This window comes from Variovorax boronicumulans (assembly GCF_029892485.1).
Taxonomy (GTDB): domain Bacteria; phylum Pseudomonadota; class Gammaproteobacteria; order Burkholderiales; family Burkholderiaceae_C; genus Variovorax; species Variovorax boronicumulans_B.
In genome coordinates this window covers 336531-353614 of record NZ_JARXVG010000003.1, presented here as the reverse complement: position 1 = coordinate 353614, position 17084 = coordinate 336531, and the positions used below count along the sequence as shown (strand labels likewise).

23 protein-coding genes and 1 pseudogene are annotated in these 17084 nt (G+C 64.8%); 12 read left to right on the top strand and 12 right to left on the bottom strand.

Annotation, left to right across the window (positions count from 1 at the left end; translation table 11 throughout):
• Nucleotides 1-82 precede the first annotated feature (82 nt).
• Nucleotides 83-928, top strand: coding sequence for a 3-deoxy-8-phosphooctulonate synthase (kdsA, locus tag M2282_RS09605; protein WP_280808544.1), 846 nt, complete (start codon nt 83-85; stop codon nt 926-928).
• On the opposite strand, the gene M2282_RS09600 is transcribed toward kdsA, so the two are convergent.
• Together M2282_RS09600 and M2282_RS09595 are read right to left on the bottom strand one after the other, a co-directional pair.
• Nucleotides 929-1441, bottom strand: coding sequence for a C40 family peptidase (locus M2282_RS09600; protein WP_280808543.1), 513 nt, complete (start codon nt 1439-1441; stop codon nt 929-931). It lies immediately after the preceding gene.
• Between the two features lie 52 nt (nt 1442-1493).
• Nucleotides 1494-1877, bottom strand: a complete 384-nt coding sequence (locus M2282_RS09595; RefSeq protein ID WP_280808542.1) for a nuclear transport factor 2 family protein — start codon at nt 1875-1877, stop codon at nt 1494-1496.
• 69 nt (nt 1878-1946) lie between these two features.
• On the opposite strand from M2282_RS09595, the gene M2282_RS09590 reads away from it, so the two are divergent.
• From M2282_RS09590 to map, 8 genes and pseudogenes are all read left to right on the top strand, one after another.
• Nucleotides 1947-2507: a hypothetical protein gene (locus tag M2282_RS09590; RefSeq protein ID WP_280808541.1), complete on the top strand. Its 561-nt coding sequence runs from the start codon at nt 1947-1949 to the stop codon at nt 2505-2507.
• 61 nt (nt 2508-2568) lie between these two features.
• A complete protein-coding gene (locus M2282_RS09585; RefSeq protein ID WP_280808540.1) occupies nt 2569-3774 on the top strand; it encodes a PrsW family intramembrane metalloprotease in 1206 nt (401 codons plus the stop codon).
• 23 nt (nt 3775-3797) lie between these two features.
• Nucleotides 3798-3947, top strand: a pseudogene (locus tag M2282_RS09580) (MerR family transcriptional regulator); the annotation flags it as partial.
• Between the two features lie 29 nt (nt 3948-3976).
• Nucleotides 3977-4573: a GNAT family N-acetyltransferase gene (locus tag M2282_RS09575; protein ID WP_280808539.1), complete on the top strand. Its 597-nt coding sequence runs from the start codon at nt 3977-3979 to the stop codon at nt 4571-4573.
• Between the two features lie 257 nt (nt 4574-4830).
• Nucleotides 4831-5826, top strand: a complete 996-nt coding sequence (locus tag M2282_RS09570) for a L,D-transpeptidase family protein (RefSeq protein WP_280808538.1) — start codon at nt 4831-4833, stop codon at nt 5824-5826.
• A gap of 2 nt (nt 5827-5828) precedes the next feature.
• Complete coding sequence (locus M2282_RS09565; RefSeq protein WP_280808537.1) at nt 5829-6395, top strand: M23 family metallopeptidase; 567 nt, start codon at nt 5829-5831, stop codon at nt 6393-6395.
• Nucleotides 6396-6587: 192 nt separating this feature from the next.
• Nucleotides 6588-6845 (top strand): ParD-like family protein, encoded by a 258-nt coding sequence (locus M2282_RS09560; protein ID WP_280808535.1) that lies wholly within the window; start codon nt 6588-6590, stop codon nt 6843-6845.
• Complete coding sequence (map, locus tag M2282_RS09555; protein ID WP_280808534.1) at nt 6842-7636, top strand: type I methionyl aminopeptidase; 795 nt, start codon at nt 6842-6844, stop codon at nt 7634-7636. The genes M2282_RS09560 and map overlap by 4 nt, the downstream gene beginning before the upstream one ends.
• 5 nt (nt 7637-7641) lie before the next feature.
• Here the strand turns inward: map and M2282_RS09550 are convergent, their stop codons facing one another.
• Both M2282_RS09550 and M2282_RS09545 read right to left on the bottom strand, forming a co-directional pair.
• Entirely contained in the window at nt 7642-8289 is a 648-nt protein-coding gene (locus M2282_RS09550; protein ID WP_280808533.1) for a hypothetical protein, read from the bottom strand.
• 220 nt (nt 8290-8509) lie between these two features.
• Nucleotides 8510-9619, bottom strand: coding sequence for an SMP-30/gluconolactonase/LRE family protein (locus M2282_RS09545; protein ID WP_280808532.1), 1110 nt, complete (start codon nt 9617-9619; stop codon nt 8510-8512).
• 97 nt (nt 9620-9716) lie between these two features.
• Between M2282_RS09545 and M2282_RS09540 the strand changes: the two genes are divergently transcribed.
• Nucleotides 9717-10013 (top strand): excalibur calcium-binding domain-containing protein, encoded by a 297-nt coding sequence (locus tag M2282_RS09540; RefSeq protein ID WP_280808531.1) that lies wholly within the window; start codon nt 9717-9719, stop codon nt 10011-10013.
• 33 nt (nt 10014-10046) lie between these two features.
• On the opposite strand, the gene M2282_RS09535 is transcribed toward M2282_RS09540, so the two are convergent.
• Together M2282_RS09535 and M2282_RS09530 are read right to left on the bottom strand one after the other, a co-directional pair.
• The gene (locus M2282_RS09535; RefSeq protein ID WP_280808530.1) at nt 10047-10625 is read right to left on the bottom strand and encodes a nucleotidyltransferase family protein; all 579 of its coding nucleotides are present in this window, start codon (nt 10623-10625) and stop codon (nt 10047-10049) included.
• A gap of 83 nt (nt 10626-10708) precedes the next feature.
• Nucleotides 10709-11134 (bottom strand): hypothetical protein, encoded by a 426-nt coding sequence (locus tag M2282_RS09530; RefSeq protein ID WP_280808529.1) that lies wholly within the window; start codon nt 11132-11134, stop codon nt 10709-10711.
• Between the two features lie 14 nt (nt 11135-11148).
• On the opposite strand from M2282_RS09530, the gene M2282_RS09525 reads away from it, so the two are divergent.
• The gene (locus M2282_RS09525) at nt 11149-11583 is read left to right on the top strand and encodes a hypothetical protein (protein WP_280808528.1); all 435 of its coding nucleotides are present in this window, start codon (nt 11149-11151) and stop codon (nt 11581-11583) included.
• Here M2282_RS09525 and M2282_RS09520 read toward each other — a convergent pair.
• From M2282_RS09520 to M2282_RS09510, 3 genes are read right to left on the bottom strand one after another with little or no spacing between them, the layout of a single operon-like run.
• Nucleotides 11525-11923 (bottom strand): hypothetical protein, encoded by a 399-nt coding sequence (locus M2282_RS09520; protein ID WP_280808527.1) that lies wholly within the window; start codon nt 11921-11923, stop codon nt 11525-11527. The genes M2282_RS09525 and M2282_RS09520 overlap by 59 nt on opposite strands.
• The gene (locus M2282_RS09515; RefSeq protein ID WP_280808526.1) at nt 11904-12341 is read right to left on the bottom strand and encodes a hypothetical protein; all 438 of its coding nucleotides are present in this window, start codon (nt 12339-12341) and stop codon (nt 11904-11906) included. Before M2282_RS09515 ends, M2282_RS09520 begins: the two co-directional genes overlap by 20 nt.
• A 38-nt stretch (nt 12342-12379) precedes the next feature.
• Nucleotides 12380-13033, bottom strand: a complete 654-nt coding sequence (locus M2282_RS09510; RefSeq protein WP_280808525.1) for a DUF938 domain-containing protein — start codon at nt 13031-13033, stop codon at nt 12380-12382.
• 303 nt (nt 13034-13336) lie between these two features.
• Here M2282_RS09510 and M2282_RS09505 point away from each other — a divergent pair, with 303 nt between their 5' ends.
• Nucleotides 13337-13846, top strand: a complete 510-nt coding sequence (locus M2282_RS09505) for a DUF1993 domain-containing protein (protein WP_280808524.1) — start codon at nt 13337-13339, stop codon at nt 13844-13846.
• Nucleotides 13847-14213: 367 nt separating this feature from the next.
• Here M2282_RS09505 and M2282_RS09500 read toward each other — a convergent pair whose 3' ends face one another.
• The 3 genes from M2282_RS09500 to M2282_RS09490 form a co-directional block, all read right to left on the bottom strand.
• Nucleotides 14214-14696 (bottom strand): GreA/GreB family elongation factor, encoded by a 483-nt coding sequence (locus M2282_RS09500; protein ID WP_280808523.1) that lies wholly within the window; start codon nt 14694-14696, stop codon nt 14214-14216.
• Nucleotides 14697-14983: 287 nt separating this feature from the next.
• Complete coding sequence (locus M2282_RS09495; protein WP_280808522.1) at nt 14984-15664, bottom strand: response regulator transcription factor; 681 nt, start codon at nt 15662-15664, stop codon at nt 14984-14986.
• Complete coding sequence (locus M2282_RS09490; protein ID WP_280808521.1) at nt 15661-17025, bottom strand: cache domain-containing protein; 1365 nt, start codon at nt 17023-17025, stop codon at nt 15661-15663. Before M2282_RS09490 ends, M2282_RS09495 begins: the two co-directional genes overlap by 4 nt.
• Nucleotides 17026-17084: the final 59 nt, after the last annotated feature.

Sequence of the window (17084 nt, the reverse complement as noted above, 5' to 3'; positions counted from 1 at the left end):
GAGGCACGCAAGAGCCCAACCGGATTGCCCGCCCCCGCGGGGCGCGAGAATGCCGCCACGTATCCAGCAGAGAACTCCCACCATGTCCACCGTCACCATCCATCCTCAGATCGACGTTCGCAACGACGGCGCCTTCGTGCTGTTCGGCGGCGTCAACGTCCTCGAGTCACGCGACCTGGCCCTGCGCACCGCGGCCGAGTTCGTGCGCGTTGCCGGCAAGCTCGGCATTCCCTATGTCTTCAAGGGCAGCTTCGACAAGGCCAACCGCTCGTCGATTCATTCGTACCGCGGCCCCGGCCTGGACGAGGGCCTGAAGATCCTGCAAGAGGTCAAGACCGAGTTCGGCGTGCCACTGCTGACCGACGTGCACGAACCCTGGCAGGCCGCCCCGGTCGCCGAGGTGGTCGACGTGTTGCAGCTGCCCGCCTTCCTGGCGCGGCAGACCGACCTGGTGGTGGCGCTGGCCAAGACCGGCCGCGTCATCAACATCAAGAAGCCGCAGTTCCTGAGCCCGTCGCAGGTGCTGAACATCGTCGAGAAATTCAAGGAAGCCGGCAACGAGCAGATCATCCTGTGCGACCGGGGCACCTGCTTCGGCTACGACAACCTGGTGGTCGACATGCTGGGCTTCGGCGTCATGAAGAACGTGACGCAAAACCTGCCCGTCATCTTCGACGTGACCCATGCGCTGCAGCAGCGCGAGGCTGGCGCCGCCGCGTCCGGTGGCCGGCGCGAGCAGCTGGTGGACCTGGCGCGTGCCGGCATGGCCGTCGGCTTGGCCGGTCTTTTTCTCGAAGCACATCCAGACCCAGCGCAAGCCCGGTGCGACGGTCCGAGCGCGCTGCCGCTGGCGCAACTCGAACCACTGCTGACGCAGCTCAAGGCGCTGGACGACCTGGTGAAGTCGTTCCCGGTGCTGAATATCTAGCTAGGGCCGTCGCGCCTGCATCGGCTGGCGCGACCAGTACACGCCATCGAGCCGGTCGAGCCGCACCTCGCCGCCGGTCGATGGCGCATGCACGAAGCGCCCGTCGCCGACGTAGATGCCCGCGTGCGACGGCGCGGAATTGCCGAAGAGCACGAGGTCGCCCGAACGTATTTCCGACATCGCCACGGGCCGTCCGAAAGCCGCCATCCGCGACACCGTGCGCGGCGGCACCTGCCCCAGGCTGCTGCGGTACACATAGCCGATGAGCCCACTGCAATCGAAGCCGCCCTCGGGCGTGTTGCCGCCATAGCGGTACGGCGTGCCGACGAGGCCGAGCGCATGGATCGTGATGCTGTTCGACTGCTCGGTCGTGAGCGGCGGGATGCTGGAGACGGGTGGTCTCTGCGGCGTGGGTGGGCTTGCACAGCCCACCATCAGCACGAAGACGCCCATCGAGAGCAGTCGGAACATCGGCATGCGGGAACGCTGCGTTGGGACGGTGGTGTCGGGCATGGGGTGATGGCGGGTCTGGTGGACGTGCATGGACTTTAGCGATGCCCGTCGATCATCCTGCCCGCTCGACCCATTGGGCGCGCCAGGCGGGCGCATCGAAGGGATCGGCAAAGTACTGCGTCTCGCGCGCCACCTTGCCATCCCGGAACTCCATGATGCTCACGGTGAAGGCGCTCTTGCCTTCGTAGTCGATCGCGTACTCGGTGATCCAGAGATCGCCCTCCCCGACGATCCGCCGCACCGCGAACCCCGATGGCTTGCCGGGGTGATGGCTGCGCAGTGCCTGCAGGTTGTGTCGGCCGTGGATGACCTCGCCCGACTGCGGATACGCGCACACGGCATCGTCGTGATAGATCTCGTGCTCGGCGATCTGATCGCCCGCAGCGGAGGCCGCCCAGTGCCGATCGATCGCCGCCCGGATGTCCTGCTCTTTCATCGTCGATCTCCTTGTGAGTCCGTCATCGGGCGCCTGGATGGTGCCCGCATCGTATGGCACGATCCACGGATGCCCGAGCCGTCACGCCGCATCCCGTACCGCACCTGGCCGGGTGCACTCGCGGTGCTCCTGGCCATCGCGGCCTATGTGGGCGGCCTCACATTCTGGGACAGCCGAACACCCGGCGCCCGGCCCCTCGACCCGGGAGAGACGGTCTCCGTCGGCCATGCCCGGTTCTTGCCCGCCAACGGATGGGAGATGGACGTCTCGCGCTCCAAGGCCGGCAGGTCGCTGATGCTCTTCAAGGGAGGCCACAAGTTCCTCGTGACCACCGGTCCGTGGGTGGGTGGACCTGATGGCCCGCTGGTGCGCCAGCAACGGCTCATGGAGCGCGGACAGCACTTGGAGATCGACGGCGACATCTCCGATTTCGTCACCTCCTGGGGCTTGCAGGGCAAGACCTTCGCGTACTACGGATCGAAGCTCGCGGGCCGGTTCTGGCAGGTGGTCGACCCGCAGCGAAAGTCGCTCGTGCAGATCGATTTCTACGGCGCCAGCGATGGCCTGAACGAAGCAATGGCCGAGGCCCGCAGCATGCTGGAGTCGATGGACCTGGAGGCCTCGCCATGAGCGCCGCGCCGGGCCGCCCCAAGCAAGCTCGCACCGCAGTGCGAAGCACGAAGGTATTTCAATGAGCGCTGACGGCGCCGAAAGCCTCGTGGGCCCCGAACAGGATCGCGGCGTGTGGCCCGTGGGCACCGACTCGTTCTTCCAGCCACATCGCGCGGCCTTCTGGCTGCTCGCGGCGATGATCGTCAACGGGTTGTTCTACACGATCAACATGTTCTCGATGGGCTTTCGCGTGGTGCCCGTCACCGCGTTGCTCGGCCTTCTGGTGTGGGGCATCTACACGCTGGTTTTCCTATTGGTCTTTCGCACGCTGGACCTGCTCGAGCAGCACCCGCCCGAGGCCTTCGTGCTGGCCTTCGCATGGGGCGGTTTCGGCGCGGTGTACTTCGCGGCGCCGGCCAACATCGCGATCCAGAGCCTGTGCGCCAAGCTGGTGTCGCCGGACTTCGTGGCCGTGTGGGGCCCGGCCGTCGCGGGTCCGATCACCGAGGAGTTCCTGAAGCTCGCGGGCGTCGTGCTGCTGGTGCTGGTCGCGCGCAACCAGTTCCAGACCTACCTCTCGGTGCTGATCGTCGGTGCCATGGCGGGACTGGGTTTTCAGGTGGTCGAGAACCTGAGCTACACCGTCAACGCCTCGATGCACTTCCCGCTCGAGAACCAGGTGTACCCCGTGCTCCTGAACCTGCTCACGCGCGGCCTGATGAGCGGCCTCTGGAGCCACGCGGCCTACACGACGATCGCGTCCTTCGGCGTGGCGTGGTTCCTGCTGCATCCGGAGCGATCGAAGGCCACGCGGGTCGCCGTGGCCTTCCTGTGCTTCGCGCTCGCATGGGCCATGCACTTCCTCTGGAACTCGCCGTGGCTCGAAGACCTCTTCGACGGCGGCTACGGCGAGATGGCCGTGATGCTCGTCATCAAGGGGATTCCCGCGATGATCGCGGCCGGGCTCTTCTGGCGCGTGGCCGCGCGCGAGAACGGTGCGTACCTCCACGCGCTCGCCGCTTACTTCGTGCCCGAGCGCGAACTGATCCGCGACGACGAATGGGTGCGCCTGGGCGCACCGCTGCAGCGCTACAAGGTGCGCCGCGAGATCGGCTGGACCTTCGGCCTGCGGGCCCGATGGCTGAAGAGGCAGTTGCAGCGCGAGCAACTGCGGCTGGTCCGCAAGGCGATGACGTACGGGCGCGGGGCGCAGACGCTGCCGCATGAGGTGGCGATACGGCGGTTGCGGGCGGAGCTGGAGCCGCTCGTCCAGGTGCGGCCGTAGAACAAACGCCCATCGTGTGGAATCTGCTTGACCCTGCCAACCACAGTCCGTCGACCCGCGTCGCACCTTGGCCGGGCTCGCCGGGCTACGAGGCTGTCGCTACCTGCCTCGCCTCTCCGGAGGTGCGGGCACGGACGCAAGGAGTCATCGCATGGCGGCCGCAAGTGGCGTGAGGCCGCCCCTCTCACCGAAAATCGATCCCATGCCAATTTCCAAAGCCGCTTCAGCAGTACATCTCGTCTGGCCGTCGCCCGAGTATTTGACGGGCTACGTCGCAGCGCTCGAACGCGGATGGTCGCCCAACAACCTTCGGCCCGAGGTCGCGCAAGAAGAACTCCTGTTGATACGAGCGAACGCCGACGGGTTTCTGAAGAGCCTTGTGGATCGAGAGGCCAAGGGGCCACCGGTCGCGCTTCCCGATGGCACCAAGGTCCCGCGCTTGCCCGGGTATCGGCGCTGGCTGTGGGACGACGAGTTTTGCGGCAGCATCGGCCTGCGTTGGCAACCCGGCACGAATGCCCTGCCGCCTTACTGCCTCGGCCACATCGGGTACGGCGTCGTGCCATGGAAGAGCGGCAGGGGTTACGCCAAGGAGGCGTTGCGTTCACTGCTGCCGGAAGCCTCGTCCGTCGGGCTGGGCTACGTCGAGATCACGACCAATCCGGACAACCTGGCCTCGCAGCACGTCATTCGCGCCAATGGCGGCGTACTGGTGGAAGAGTTCATCAAGGGGCCGGAGCTGGGAGGCACGCCGGAGCTGCGATTTCGCATCGTGCTCCAGGGACGCAGCGCCGGCTAGTGCTGCCGCGCGTAGCGTCCCGGCGATTGCCCCACATGCCGGCTGAACGCCGTGCTGAGCGTGCTGGCCGAACCGTAGCCGCCCGGGTGGCGCACGCCATGTGCGGGCGCAAGTCGCACAAGCAACGACTGTCCCAGACTACAGCGCGCCCGCACCCGGGCTCCTAACCTTCTTGCTTTACCAGGGAGCGCACCATGCCCACAAGCCTTCAAAGCCACACGACCGGCTCTTCCCGTCGTGCATTCATGACGGCATCCATGGCAGCGTGCGCAGCTGCCGTGCCCTGGTCCGCATGGGGCGCCGGATCGTCCGCCAAGAAGAAGCCGCGCGAGCAGGATGCGTCCGCCGGTCTGGACAAGCTGAACGCCGCGAGCAGCACGCCGGTGCTGGCGCAAGGCTCCAGAGGTCCGGCCGTCGTGCGTGCGCAGATCCTGCTGGACCGCGTGTGGTTCTCCCCCGGCGAGATCGACGGCGGCTTCGGTGCCAACATGCGGCGCGTGGTGTCGGCCTACCAGGAGGCCAACGGCCTCAAGACCACCGGCAAGGTCGATGCCGCGACCTGGGATGTGCTCACCAAGGATGCGACCCCATTGTTCGAGACCTACACGATCACCGAGAAGGACGTGGCAGGCCCCTTCACGCCGACGCCGCGCGACATGGCCGAGCGCGCGAAGCTCAAGTCACTCGACTACGAGAACCTGAAGGAAGCGCTGTCGGAGCGGTATCACATGGCGCCGCGCCTCCTCTCGGACCTGAACAAGGGCTCCAGCTTCAAGGCCGGCGATTCGATCATCGTGGTCAGCGCGACGGCCGCCGCCGACGCGCGCGTGGTCGCCTCGGCCAAGTCGATCCGCATCGCCAAGGCGGCCCACATGCTCTTCGTGCTCGACAGCAATGGAAAGCCGCTCGCGGGTTTCCCGGTCAGCATCGGCGGGCCGCTCGATCCGTTGCCCGTGGGCAAGATGAAGATCACCAACGAAGTGAAGAACCCCACCTTCACGTACAACCCCGCGCTCCTGAAGAAGGGAGTGCCGGCCGATGCGCAGAAGGTCGATGTCGCGGCCGGGCCCAACAACCCGGTGGGCAACATCTGGATGGGTCTGTCGAAGCCGCACTGGGGCATCCACGGCACGCCGGCGCCGGAGCGCGTGGGTCATGACGAGACGAACGGCTGCATCCACCTCACCAACTGGAATGCGGCGCGGCTTTCGCAGCTGGCCAAGGCCGGGTTCGCCGTCGAGGTTCAAGCGTAGGCATGAGCGCGGCGACATTCGGCACCCGCGCGATTGCGGCGTGTGCATCGGGCCTTTTCTTCTGTCTCGCCGCCCTGGGTGGCGCGTCGGCGCAGGACGTCGTTCCTGCGCCCGTCGATGGCACCGCCTTGCTCGCTGCGCGTGCCATCGCGATGCCGATCGACGGCGTGCAGGGGCCTGCACTGCAAGACACCTTCACGGACCGGCGCACCGGCGGCTCGCACGAGGCCCTGGACATTCCCGCGCCGCGAGGCACGCCCGTGCATGCGGTGGACGACGGCAAGCTGGTCAAGCTCTTCACCAGCGTGCCGGGCGGGCTCACCGTCTATCAGTTCGACCCGGCGGGCCGGCTGGCCTACTACTACGCCCACCTCGACAGGTATGCGGACAACCTGCATGAAGGCATGGCGCTGCGCAGGGGCGACGTCGTGGGCTACGTCGGCACCACCGGGAACGCGCCGCCCAATGTGCCGCACCTGCACTTCGCCGTGTTCCTGCTCGATGCGGACAAGCGCTGGTGGAAGGGCACGGCGATCAATCCCTATCCGGCATTGCGACAGCTGCCCTAGCCTGCGCGCGGCCCGCTCATCAGGTCGAGGTGCCGAGCTCTTCGACCATGAGGTCGATGAAGCGCCTGACACGCGCACGCCGATTGATGGGCGCGACCGGTCTCCAGCACCTTCCGGAGCCCCATCTGACCGGGCAATGCCGGACCACATGCAATGTATATAATCCATATACGTTTCATATAGAGGTGGCCAATGGGCATCGTCAAGATTTCGGACCTGATGCATGAGAACCTGCGCGTGGCGGGCAACGCTCTCAGCAGGTCCATCAATTCGCAGGCAGAGCACTGGATGCGGGTCGGCATGCTGACCGAGATGCACCCGGAGCTGGACTACCGGGAAGTCTGCCAACTGCTGATTCAGGCCGAGCTCTCGGGGGGCCTGGACATCACCGCGGCGGCCACGGCGCCCGCTGGCAAGACCCGCTCGTCCTCGAACGGCAAACACCAGTGACCCGCAACGGCGTTCCCATCAAGTCCGCGGAGGAACTCGCGATGTCGCGGCGGGCCGGCCAGCTCGCCGCCGAGGTGCTCTGCATGATCGAACCCCACGTCGTGCCGGGGGTGAGCACAGAAACGCTCGACCGGATCTGCCACGAGCACATCGTGAACGTCCAGGGCGCCGTGCCGGCCAATGTGGGGTACCAGGGGTATCCGAAGACCATCCTCACCTCCGTCAACCAGGTGGTCTGCCACGGCATCCCCTCGGCCGACAAGATCCTGAAGAAGGGCGACATCATCAACATCGATGTCGCCGTCATCAAGGACGGCTGGTTCGGCGACACCAGCCGCATGTTCTTCGTGGGCGAGCCCAGCGTGCTGGCCCGGCGTCTGGTGGAGACGACCTACGAAGCGATGCTCGCCGGCATCCGGCAGGTCAGGCCCGGAGCGAGGCTGGGCGATGTCGGCCATGCCATCCAGTCGGTCGCCCAGCGCGAGCATTTCAGCGTGGTGCGGGAATACTGCGGACACGGCATCGGCCAGATCTACCACGACGAGCCGCAAGTGCTGCACTACGGACGGCGCGGCGACGGCCTCACGCTGGAGCCGGGGATGGTCTTCACCATCGAGCCGATGCTCAACGCAGGCAAGCGCGACACCAGGCAAATGCCCGACGGCTGGACCGTCGTGACGAAGGACAGGTCCCTCTCCGCCCAGTGGGAACACATGGTGGCCGTGACGCCCGAGGGATACGAAGTGCTCACCGCCTGGCCAGGGGGCACGGGCACCTACGCGCCGGTCTGAAGCGCCTACAGCGCGAGCCACTCCCAGCGCTTGTAGGCCCACTCGTACTTTCCGCACGCATAGGACACCAGCGTGTCGATGGCGGCATCGGCGCTCAAGGGTTCTGCGCTGTGATAGTGCGCTCCCGTGGTGACCAGCTGGTGCTCCAGATGGAAACCCTTGGCATCGGCATACACCTGCATGTACGTTCCACCGCGCAGTTCGATGACGGCGAATGCGGATGCGTCGTCCTTCAGCAACGGTACCCAATGGCGGATGTTGGCTTCGTTCGCCGCTTCCGCCACACCGAAATCGGGACAGTCCAGCATGGGCGTCTGGTACTCCGCGCCGATGTCGAAGAGAAGGTGCTCCCCTGCGGTCGATGCGCCGTTCCTGAAGATGGCGATGAAGAAGCAATCGCGAATGTCCAGCGGCACATGCACCAGCAGCGCATCGTGCGCCTTGGCGCGACGGGCAAAGACCCGCGCGGGCTCGGGCGCCGCCCAGTCCTTCAGCCGCAGCGGCTCACGAAGGCTCTGCGCAAGCGCCACCGCACCGCGCTTGATGGCATCGCCTGCGGCGTGGTCCTCGGTACCTTCCTGCAGCAGGTCGAGGTACTCGTGGAGCTGGATGAGCTTCGAGGCAGGCGGCTTCGGTTGGCGAGAAAAGAACATGGGGATGCGGCTCTCGTGAAGCCGCGATTCTCGTCGCAACACCGCTGCCGCAACGCCCGCTGCCTCTTGGCCGCCGAGACCGCCGCCGTGTCGTAGTACTCCAGGACGGCCAGGGTGCAGAAGAGAACCATCACGCGAAGACTTGGCCGGTCGCGGGCGAGGACCGCATGAAGCGCCTCGCATCTGGGAGCAATCAGCGCATGACTGGTGCCTGAAACAGCTAGCGCTTCAACCAGCCCAGTCCCTTCGCATGCAGGCTCTGCACATAGAGCCGGTCACGCGTTTCGGTAACCGCCGTGGTCTCGGGATAGGCGCCCGTCGCATCCTGCAGGCTCGCCAGCACCTTCCCGTCTTCGCTGAACGCGACCACGTGGCCATAGGCCTTGGGCACCGGCCACAGCGAACGCGGCAGGCGCATCGTCACGCTGCGCAGGAACGGCTTGTCGGCGAGCTTGTCGATGGTCGGGTTGCGCGGCTTCACCAGGCCCACCCAGATCCTGCCGTCGAGCCCGCGCATGAGGTTGTCGGGGTAGCCGGGCAGGTTGTCGAGCAGCACGGCGGCCTGCGGATTGGGGGTGCTTGCGGCCACGTCGAGATCGCGCGCGTCGACGCCGATCTTCCACACGCGGTACTTGCCGGTCTCGGCGACGAACAGGCTCTTCTCGTCGGCGCTCAGTGCGATGCCGTTCGCGAAAGCCAGGCCGCGCGCAACGACGCGCGTGGCCTTGGTGGCCGGGTCGTAGGCGAGCACACGGCCCGTGGCGGACTGCTCGAGGATGTCGAGCACGCTGGCTTCGAAGGTGCCGCCCCACTCGGCCGGCGAGAAGCGCGTCGACGCGTCGGTGAAATACATCGTGCCGCTGCCGCGCGCCACCACCACGCCGTCGGCATAGCGGATCGGCTGGCCGTCGACCTGGTTGGTGAGCACGGTGATCTGCTTCGAAGGGCTGATGGACAGCAGCCCCTTGATGGCGTCGGCCGCGATGAGATTGCCGGTTGAATCGAAGTCGAAGCCGAGCACGCGGCCGCCCGTGTTGACGAAGGCCTCCTGCCCTGTGCCGTCGGGATTCATGCGAAGGATGTTGCCGCTCAGCACCGTGGTGTAGAGCTTGCCGTCGGGACCGATGGCGATGTGCTCGGGGCCCTCTTCCCGGCCGAGGTCGATCATGTTGAGCTGGGCCAGGTGGTCGTTCACCGCGAAGACGCCGGTGTAGCCGGGGTCGGCAGGGGCGGACCAGATGACCGGCTTGACCGGGACGGGCCACAGCGCGAGGTAGACGATGGCTGCGAGCAGCAGCAGGCCGAGCGCGGCAAGGGTTTTCTTCAGCATGTAGTGGTCTCGCTCCTTGGGGGTTTCCGATTCTGGCCGTTTCCCGGAGGCTCGACTAAGCTCGCGCGCACACGCCCGGAGGCAGAGGAGACGGAACATGATGCGACTGATCTTGATCGCGCTGCTGGCGTTCGGCGCCTGGAAAGGCTATGAGCACTACCAGGCCAGGAAGCTCTCTGCAGCCATGCAGCGCGGGGCGCCGTCTCCGGCGCTCAATTTTTCCGGCAAGCCGAGCGCTTCGCCTTCGACTGCGAGCTTCTCTTGCGATGGCCGCACCTACTGCTCGCAGATGACCTCATGCGCCGAGGCCACCTACTTCCTGAAGAACTGTCCCGGCGTGAAGATGGACGGCAACAACGACGGAGTGCCTTGCGAGCAGCAGTGGTGCCGTTGAAGAGGCATCAGCCGGATGCCGCACACAAAGCGCTCAGCGCGGACCGGCCTCTGCGTGAGCCAGACCATCCGCCCGAACCTGCAGCCATGGCCATCGCGCGCGGTACGACGCAGCTTTCGCATCGAACAGATCGCGATGCGGCATCAGCGGGTTCATCGTGAGCACGCCGTCGTACAGAATGGCGAGGCCGTTCGGCGCATAGAGCTCGCCCGGCCGGACACCGACGCAGGTCGCCGGAACGAGGAAGCGGTCGATTCCGTCGCAGGCGCTGCCCAGCGCCTCGTAGGGATGGCCGAAATACGATTCGTACCAGAGGTGAACCCGCGCCTGGTTCGATGCTTCGACCGTGATGCCGAGGTCGCCCAGCACTTCATCGACTCGCGCTTGCACGCGACGCTCGCCTTCATCGCTCGTGTCGTTGGCGTCGAAGTAGAAAAGGTCGTAGTCCTTGATGCCTGACTCAGGCTCGGCGCCGGACCGCAGGTTCCACACCGTTTGGAAGAGGCAGCCGGCGACCAGCCATCCGTCGGGGAGGTCCAGGGCGTTCCATCGCTCGAGGATTGCGCGGTTGTTGCGGTTCTTGAGGATGTCGGTGATGAAACGGTCTTGCATGGCGTGAAGGGAAACAGAGCCGGGCATGCGCGGCGGAATCTGGCGTGTGCGCGGCTACCAGTGGGGCTTTTCTTGCGGCAGGGCTAGAAAAGCCGGCACATGAGGTACAGGCCAGCTGCATCAAAGGCCCAAATCCAAACGGAAACGCCCACTGCAATGGAAACGAGCCCGAATCCTAGACGCCACCAGAGCCGCTTTGTTTTGTTGAGGCACAACTGAAGGACGAAGAGACCAATCAGCGACAGCACCCCAATTTGCAAGTAGAGGCCCCAGTTCACCCATCCTTCGGCGCACGAGTATTCGTGACCTATGCCAAAAGCGATTGCGACAAAGGCGAGATAGGTTGCCAGAGGAACTGCTATTGCGAGCAGCTTGTTGTTTTGGGAAATCCACCGCTTCATGATTTGCAGGTTTTTCGTACCCCACCAATTTGCAGACCTTCCCGCTTTGATGAGCAGGCTCGGTCTGGTAGCCGGCTTGGTGTCGCAGCCGGTTTTCTCAAAACGCATCTGAACTACACACCGTGCAATCGATGGCGAGTCGATGGAGCGTAGCACTCGGGCGGCCTCAGACCCAGAACGCCCGGCCTCAAATCGACGTCGATAGCATCGACCTGCAGGACAGTGATCCCGAGGTGCGCGGCGAGGCACTTGCAGGACTGGCGGAACGAGGTGATGCGAGAGCGATTGGCTATCTAGCGGAACACCTGGACGCCGATTGCCGCGTCTACGAATTGGATGCCGCGGAAAAGTTGGCGAGTCCATTGCTGCTGGATGCGCTGCAAAAGATTGCAGGCAACTTGATCGCGTCAGAGGTCGGTGGCTATTGGCTTGGTCGTCTGAAGGCGGCCATCGCCGCATGCACTGTGACTGCACATGCCAACGTGGCGGTGCTGGATGTCAGAAACCCGGTGCAGCACGCCAACGCACGGCGCCCGGGTATGGGCGAGCGTCCTTGAAGCACAGGAAGATTTCCACAACAGCATCTGCCACGAACCACTCGTCGGACTTGAGTGCCAGTTCGCCGGCACCAAACACAAGCAGGGTTCCGTCCGGAAAGATCGGGCTCGGCTTGTCGTGAAACGCCCTTTCCCGCTTTCCGGTTGCAGCATCGAAACGCTCCACCATGCAGGTTGCGCGGCCACCCGCCACCTGAACGTAGCTTCCGTCTTCAATCGTCAGCGATGCGTAGGAATGCCTTCCCGCACTCCAGAGTGCGCGCACTCTCTGTCGAATTTGCGCGTCCGTCGGGGCCACAAGTTCGGCAAAGTTCTGGCCTTCAAGGCACATTGTTTTCATGTGATAAGGAATTCGACACTTTGATTGCGTTGAGCGCCCGAAGCACCTTGTTTGCGATCGCTCCAGGCCCGGCACCGAATCCACGATTGCGCAGGCTTGTGTCCTGAACCGCAGTCATGTCTTCCCAGGTGTCCACCGACTCGACAACTCCGTGAGTTTCGTCAGTGTCGATGGCGAAGTCGATGAACCGCCCGTCTTGCGCGAGCAGCAAACCAAACAGCCGTGGCATTCCGGGGAAATCGATGTCCAGATCGACAACGATGGATTTCTCCCACTGAACACCTCGTTCAAGTCCGGCGACTCTGAGTGCTTCAGGAAGCGGATTCAGCCGCCAGTGCGTGGCTTCGTTTCGGATCGAAACCTCTGCCAAGGCGTTTTGCTCTTGCACGTTGAGTCTGCGATGGCGTGGCAGCGGCATAGGGACTAAGGGTCTGCGACGGCAGGCCTGTCTTTCATTCAGGTTGACTCCAAACCTTGGAAGCCGAAAACCAACAGCAAGTTGTTCGCAGGCATCGCATGCCGCTCGCGCAACGCGAGTCCTGCGCGGCGCGCCTCTGCCGCCACGTCTTCCAGGCGGCGGATGCCCCATGCGGCATTGCGGGCGCGCAGGTCTTCGTTGAACGCCATGTTGCTCGGCGCGGGGAGGACGTCGTCTTCGAAGTAAGGCCCGTAGGTGATCAACAACCCGCCAGGACGCAGATGCCGCGCGGCGCCTTGCATCAGGGCAGCACATGTGGGCCAAGGTGCGATGTGCAGCATGTTGGCGCAGTAGATGGCGTCGAACTTTTGTTCTTCCACTTCTCCCCCTTCAGCGAACGCATGTCCTGGCGATGGCCACTGGGGTGACATCACATCGAGCAGGAGCGGCGATCGGAGATTGGGAAGTGCGGCTTCCGCGACTCGGGTTGCGAGCGCGGGAAGCGCGCGAGGGTCTGCGTCGGTTGGTTGCCAGGTCCATTGGGGCATCGAGGCTGCGAACCAGGCGGCATGTTGGCCTGTGCCGGAGGCGATTTCCAGCGCGGTGGCGCGCAGGCCGAGGATGCGGGTCAATGCGTCGAGGATGGACTGCTTGTTGCGGTCGGCGGCCGGGCTGTAGGGGAGTTCGGGCATGCGGACTGGACTTGTATGGATGAGGTCTGAACAGTATCGGGGCAAGGTGACACAGGTGCTTGTGATCATCCGGCGAAGTCGGCATTGCAGCGATCGCGGTCTGTCGTGCGTCTGCAATTGACGTCCCCTTCTTGCTGGTGAACTGCCCTTCAACGCGGCTGCTCCGACTACCAGCGGGAAGAAAAGCTGGCCACAAAAGCCGGGGCGATTCAGTTCGCCCTGTGCTGTTAGCCTTACATGGTCGGCAGGGGCTCTGCCACGCCAACTCCGGCCATCGTGCCCAATTTTAGAAGTGAACTCACTATGACCAGCCCGCTGTACAACGCCTCCGTTCCCGTCATGCAGCAGATGCTGCGCGCCTTGTCCGACGTGCTCAAGAAGGCCGAAGACCACGCGACGCAAAAAAATATCGATGCCAATGCGCTGCTGCAGGCGCGGCTGTTCCCTGACATGTTTCCGCTGGTACGTCAGGTACAGATCGCCGCAGACTTCTCCAAGGGCATTACCTCCCGCCTGGCTGGCGCCGAGGTGCCGTCCTGGCCCGACACCGAGGTCAGCTTCGCCGACCTGCAAGCGTTGATCGCCAAAGCTTTGGCCCATATCGGCTCCTTCAAGTCTGAGCAATTTGATTCAAGCGAGAGCCGCGAGATCGTATTGCGCCCCGGCACCCCCAAGGAAAAGAAGCTGACCGCAGGCGCATATCTTCTGCACTATGGACTGCCGCAGTTTTTCTTCCACGTGACCACCACCTATGCCATCCTGCGCCACAACGGTATTGAGATCGGTAAGCGCGACTACATGGGTGCCTACTGACCCAAGGCAGACAGGAGTTCAGCCTCTCTGGCCACTGCGCTCGATAGCAACTAGAGCCTCCATCGCTGCGCGATTTCAGCTAACTGTGGATAGAGGCTTTATCTACCCCAATTTGCTTGGCGCCTGGTCAAAGCTGACCAAATGTCTGCTGCGTTAGTCTGTGAATTACACAGTCGACCCGTTGCGGGCGTTCGACGTTGGTCTGCTGATGGCGGTTATGCAGCGATTGCTGCCGGTGATGTCGGCCCCCTGAGTTCGCGGTCTTGGCCACGCAGCGGTCATTCATGCGCCCGTGTCATCTCGGACCCAGTGGCCGGTTTCAACGTAGTGCTGACCTCGGCCAATTCGGCGTGAACTTGCTTGCGGCTCAATGAACCCGCAGCACCTCAAACTGCTGTCGGATTAGAGCGGCCTGTATCGACACCTCATCACCTTCGCATTTGCCCAGCATGGCCCTGCCCAAAGGGGCTTCGCTGCTGATGACCTGAACGACCTGAGCGCCGCTGACCAACTTCATGCTGCCCCCATCCGGGCCGAGAAAGAGCAGTTGCTGCTTGTCGTCGGAATCGACCAGGCAGACCACCACGCCGAGCTGTATACCTTTGCTGGCGTCGTAGGGACGCGGGCGAAATTGGCGCCAAGTGGCCATCGCCTGGCGGATGGCTTCGGCGCGCCGAGCTTGGCCGGTGGCCAGGTAGGCGGCTTCGAGTCCCAAGGTGTCGTATTTGTTCTCGGCGATGTTCTCTTCGTGAGTCGCCGTTTCATGGGCCGCCCGCATTGCCTGTTCGGCTTGCAGCAGGTCTTCGGCGAGCCGTTCCAGCACCTGCTGTTGCAGCGCAAATTTATCCATGGCGAAAGGTAGGCATCTCGAACAAGCAGGGGGCAGGTCTTGATTATGAAAGGCTCCACCAGCCTTCGACGCTTCTATGGCTGCAGGTTAACTTCAGCTATGTGCCCATAAGCACCGTTCGCCGCCCGGTGTCGGACGGCAGCAGACAGTCTTGAGCCGACCTCCAGGCTACTGGCCAAACTCGAATTGCGCACGCATCACCGCGCGGCGGTGGCATTGCACAAAGCCCCGACAGTCCCCCGCCGAAGTTCACGATCAGCAGCGGAAGAAGCAGCAGCAATCAGTCGTCACCCCTGCCCAAACTCCCGCGCATGCTCCACCGCGTACTTGATCAGTTCCGCCTGCCCTTCGATCCCCAGCCGCCGCTTGATGCTCTGCCGGTGCGCCTCCACCGTGCGCACGCTCAGGCCCAGGTCGCGCGCAATCTGCTTGCTCGATTCGCCCCGGCCTAGCGCGGTGAGGATCTCGCTCTCGCGCGGCGTGAGCAGCGGGCGCGGCGCCTGGTTGCGAAACAATTTCTTCGACACGGCCGGGCTCAGGAAGGTGCCACCCGCCGACACCGCCTCGATCGCAGCCACGATCTCTGCCGCGGGCGCGTCCTTCAGCACGTAGCCGCGCGCGCCTACCTGCATCGCCTTCTGCACGTACTCGGGGTTGTCGTACATGCTGAGCATCACGATGTGCGGCGCGGGATGCGACGGTGGAGGATCACGTTGCAGCACCAGCGCAGCAAGGTCGATGCCGTTCATGTCCTTCATGCCGACGTCGACCAGCATGAGGTCGCACCGCAGCGTGTCGAGCAGCGCCAACGCCTCGGCGCCGCTGCCGGCCTCGCCGACGATCTCCAGGTTGGGCATGGCGCCCAGGCGCGCGCGCAGCCCGTCGCGCACGAGCGGGTGGTCGTCCACGATGAAGAGGCGGATGGGCTTCTGGCGCGGTTGTGTGGGCGGTGCTGATGCGGCTGTCATTCCGGCCTCGCGCTGCGGGCCGGCACTTCGGCCTCGATGGATGTGTGGCCGCGGCCCGAGCGCATTGCAAGGCGCCCGCCGATGGCCTCGATGCGCTCGCGCATGTTGCGAAGGCCTATGCCGTGGCTCGGGTCGAGCTGCATGGCCTCGACGTCGAAGCCCACGCCGTCGTCGCTCACCTCCAGCCGCACGGCCTCGTCGGTGAAGCCGAGCGAGATGTGCACGCGGTGCGCCTCTGCATGCTTGCGCACATTGGTGAGCGCCTCCTGCGTCACGCGAAAGAGCGCGGTCTTGGTCTCCTGCGAGAGCTCGAAGGGCTCGCCCTCGACCATGATGGATGCATCGATGCTCCCTTCATCGCCGAACTCTTGCCCCAGGCGCTCCAGCGCGGCGGGCAGGCCCAGCGTGTCGAGCAGCGCGGGGCGCAGGCGGTGCGAGATGCGGCGCACTTCGATGAGCGAATCGTTGAGCCGCTGCAGCGCCTTGCCGAGCGCGGGCGGCGTGGGTTGCTGCTCGCGGGCCAGCGCATCGACGGCGGATTCGATCAACAGCTTGGCCGACACCAGCGTCTGGCTGGTGCCGTCGTGCAGCTCGCGCGCGAGGTGGCCGCGCTCTTCTTCCTGCGACTGCACCACGCGCCGCGCGAGCAGGCGCAGCTTGGCCTCGGCCACGCGGTGTTCGCTGAGGTTCAGGAACACGCCGGCCGCGCTCACCACGCCGAGGCACAGCGCGGCGATGCCGGCGATCCACAGCAGCGTGGCGGTGACGTTGGCGTTCATCTGCTTGTCGAGCGCGTCCATGGTGGACTCGATGTCGTCCAGGTACAGGCCGGTGCCGACCATCCAGTTCCAGCGCGGCAGTGCCGTCACGTAGCCGAGCTTGGGCGCCATCTGCGCGCTGGAGGGCTTGCGCCATTCGTACTCGACGTAGCCCCCGCCGTTTTCCTTGGCGCCCTTGATGAGGTCCTGGATGGTGAAGCGGCCGCGCGAATCGCTCATGCCCCAGAGGTTCTGGCCGACCAGCTCAGGCTGGCGCGAATGCATGAGCGAGTTGCCTTCGAGGTCGTACACGAAGAAGTAGCCGTCGTCGCCGTAGTCGAGCGCGGCCAGGCGGCGCAGGGCCTCGTTGCGGGTGGCTTCGTCGTCGAGGCCGGAGTCGTACAGCGGCCGCAGGTTGCTCACGGCCAGTTCGACATAACTGCGCAACTCGCTGCGGCGTTGGGCCATGTAGCTGTGCTCGACAAGGGCGCGCTCGCGCTGGGCCAGGTCGTGCTCCTGGTGACGCACCGCGAGCGCCACGAGCACCAGTGCGACGAGCAAGGGAGCTACGGCCAGCGCGACGATCTTGGTGCGGAGGTTCATGGGGGGAGAAGGCTACCACCGGGGGCAAGGAGGCGGTTTCGCGGCGCGTCGCTCCCGGA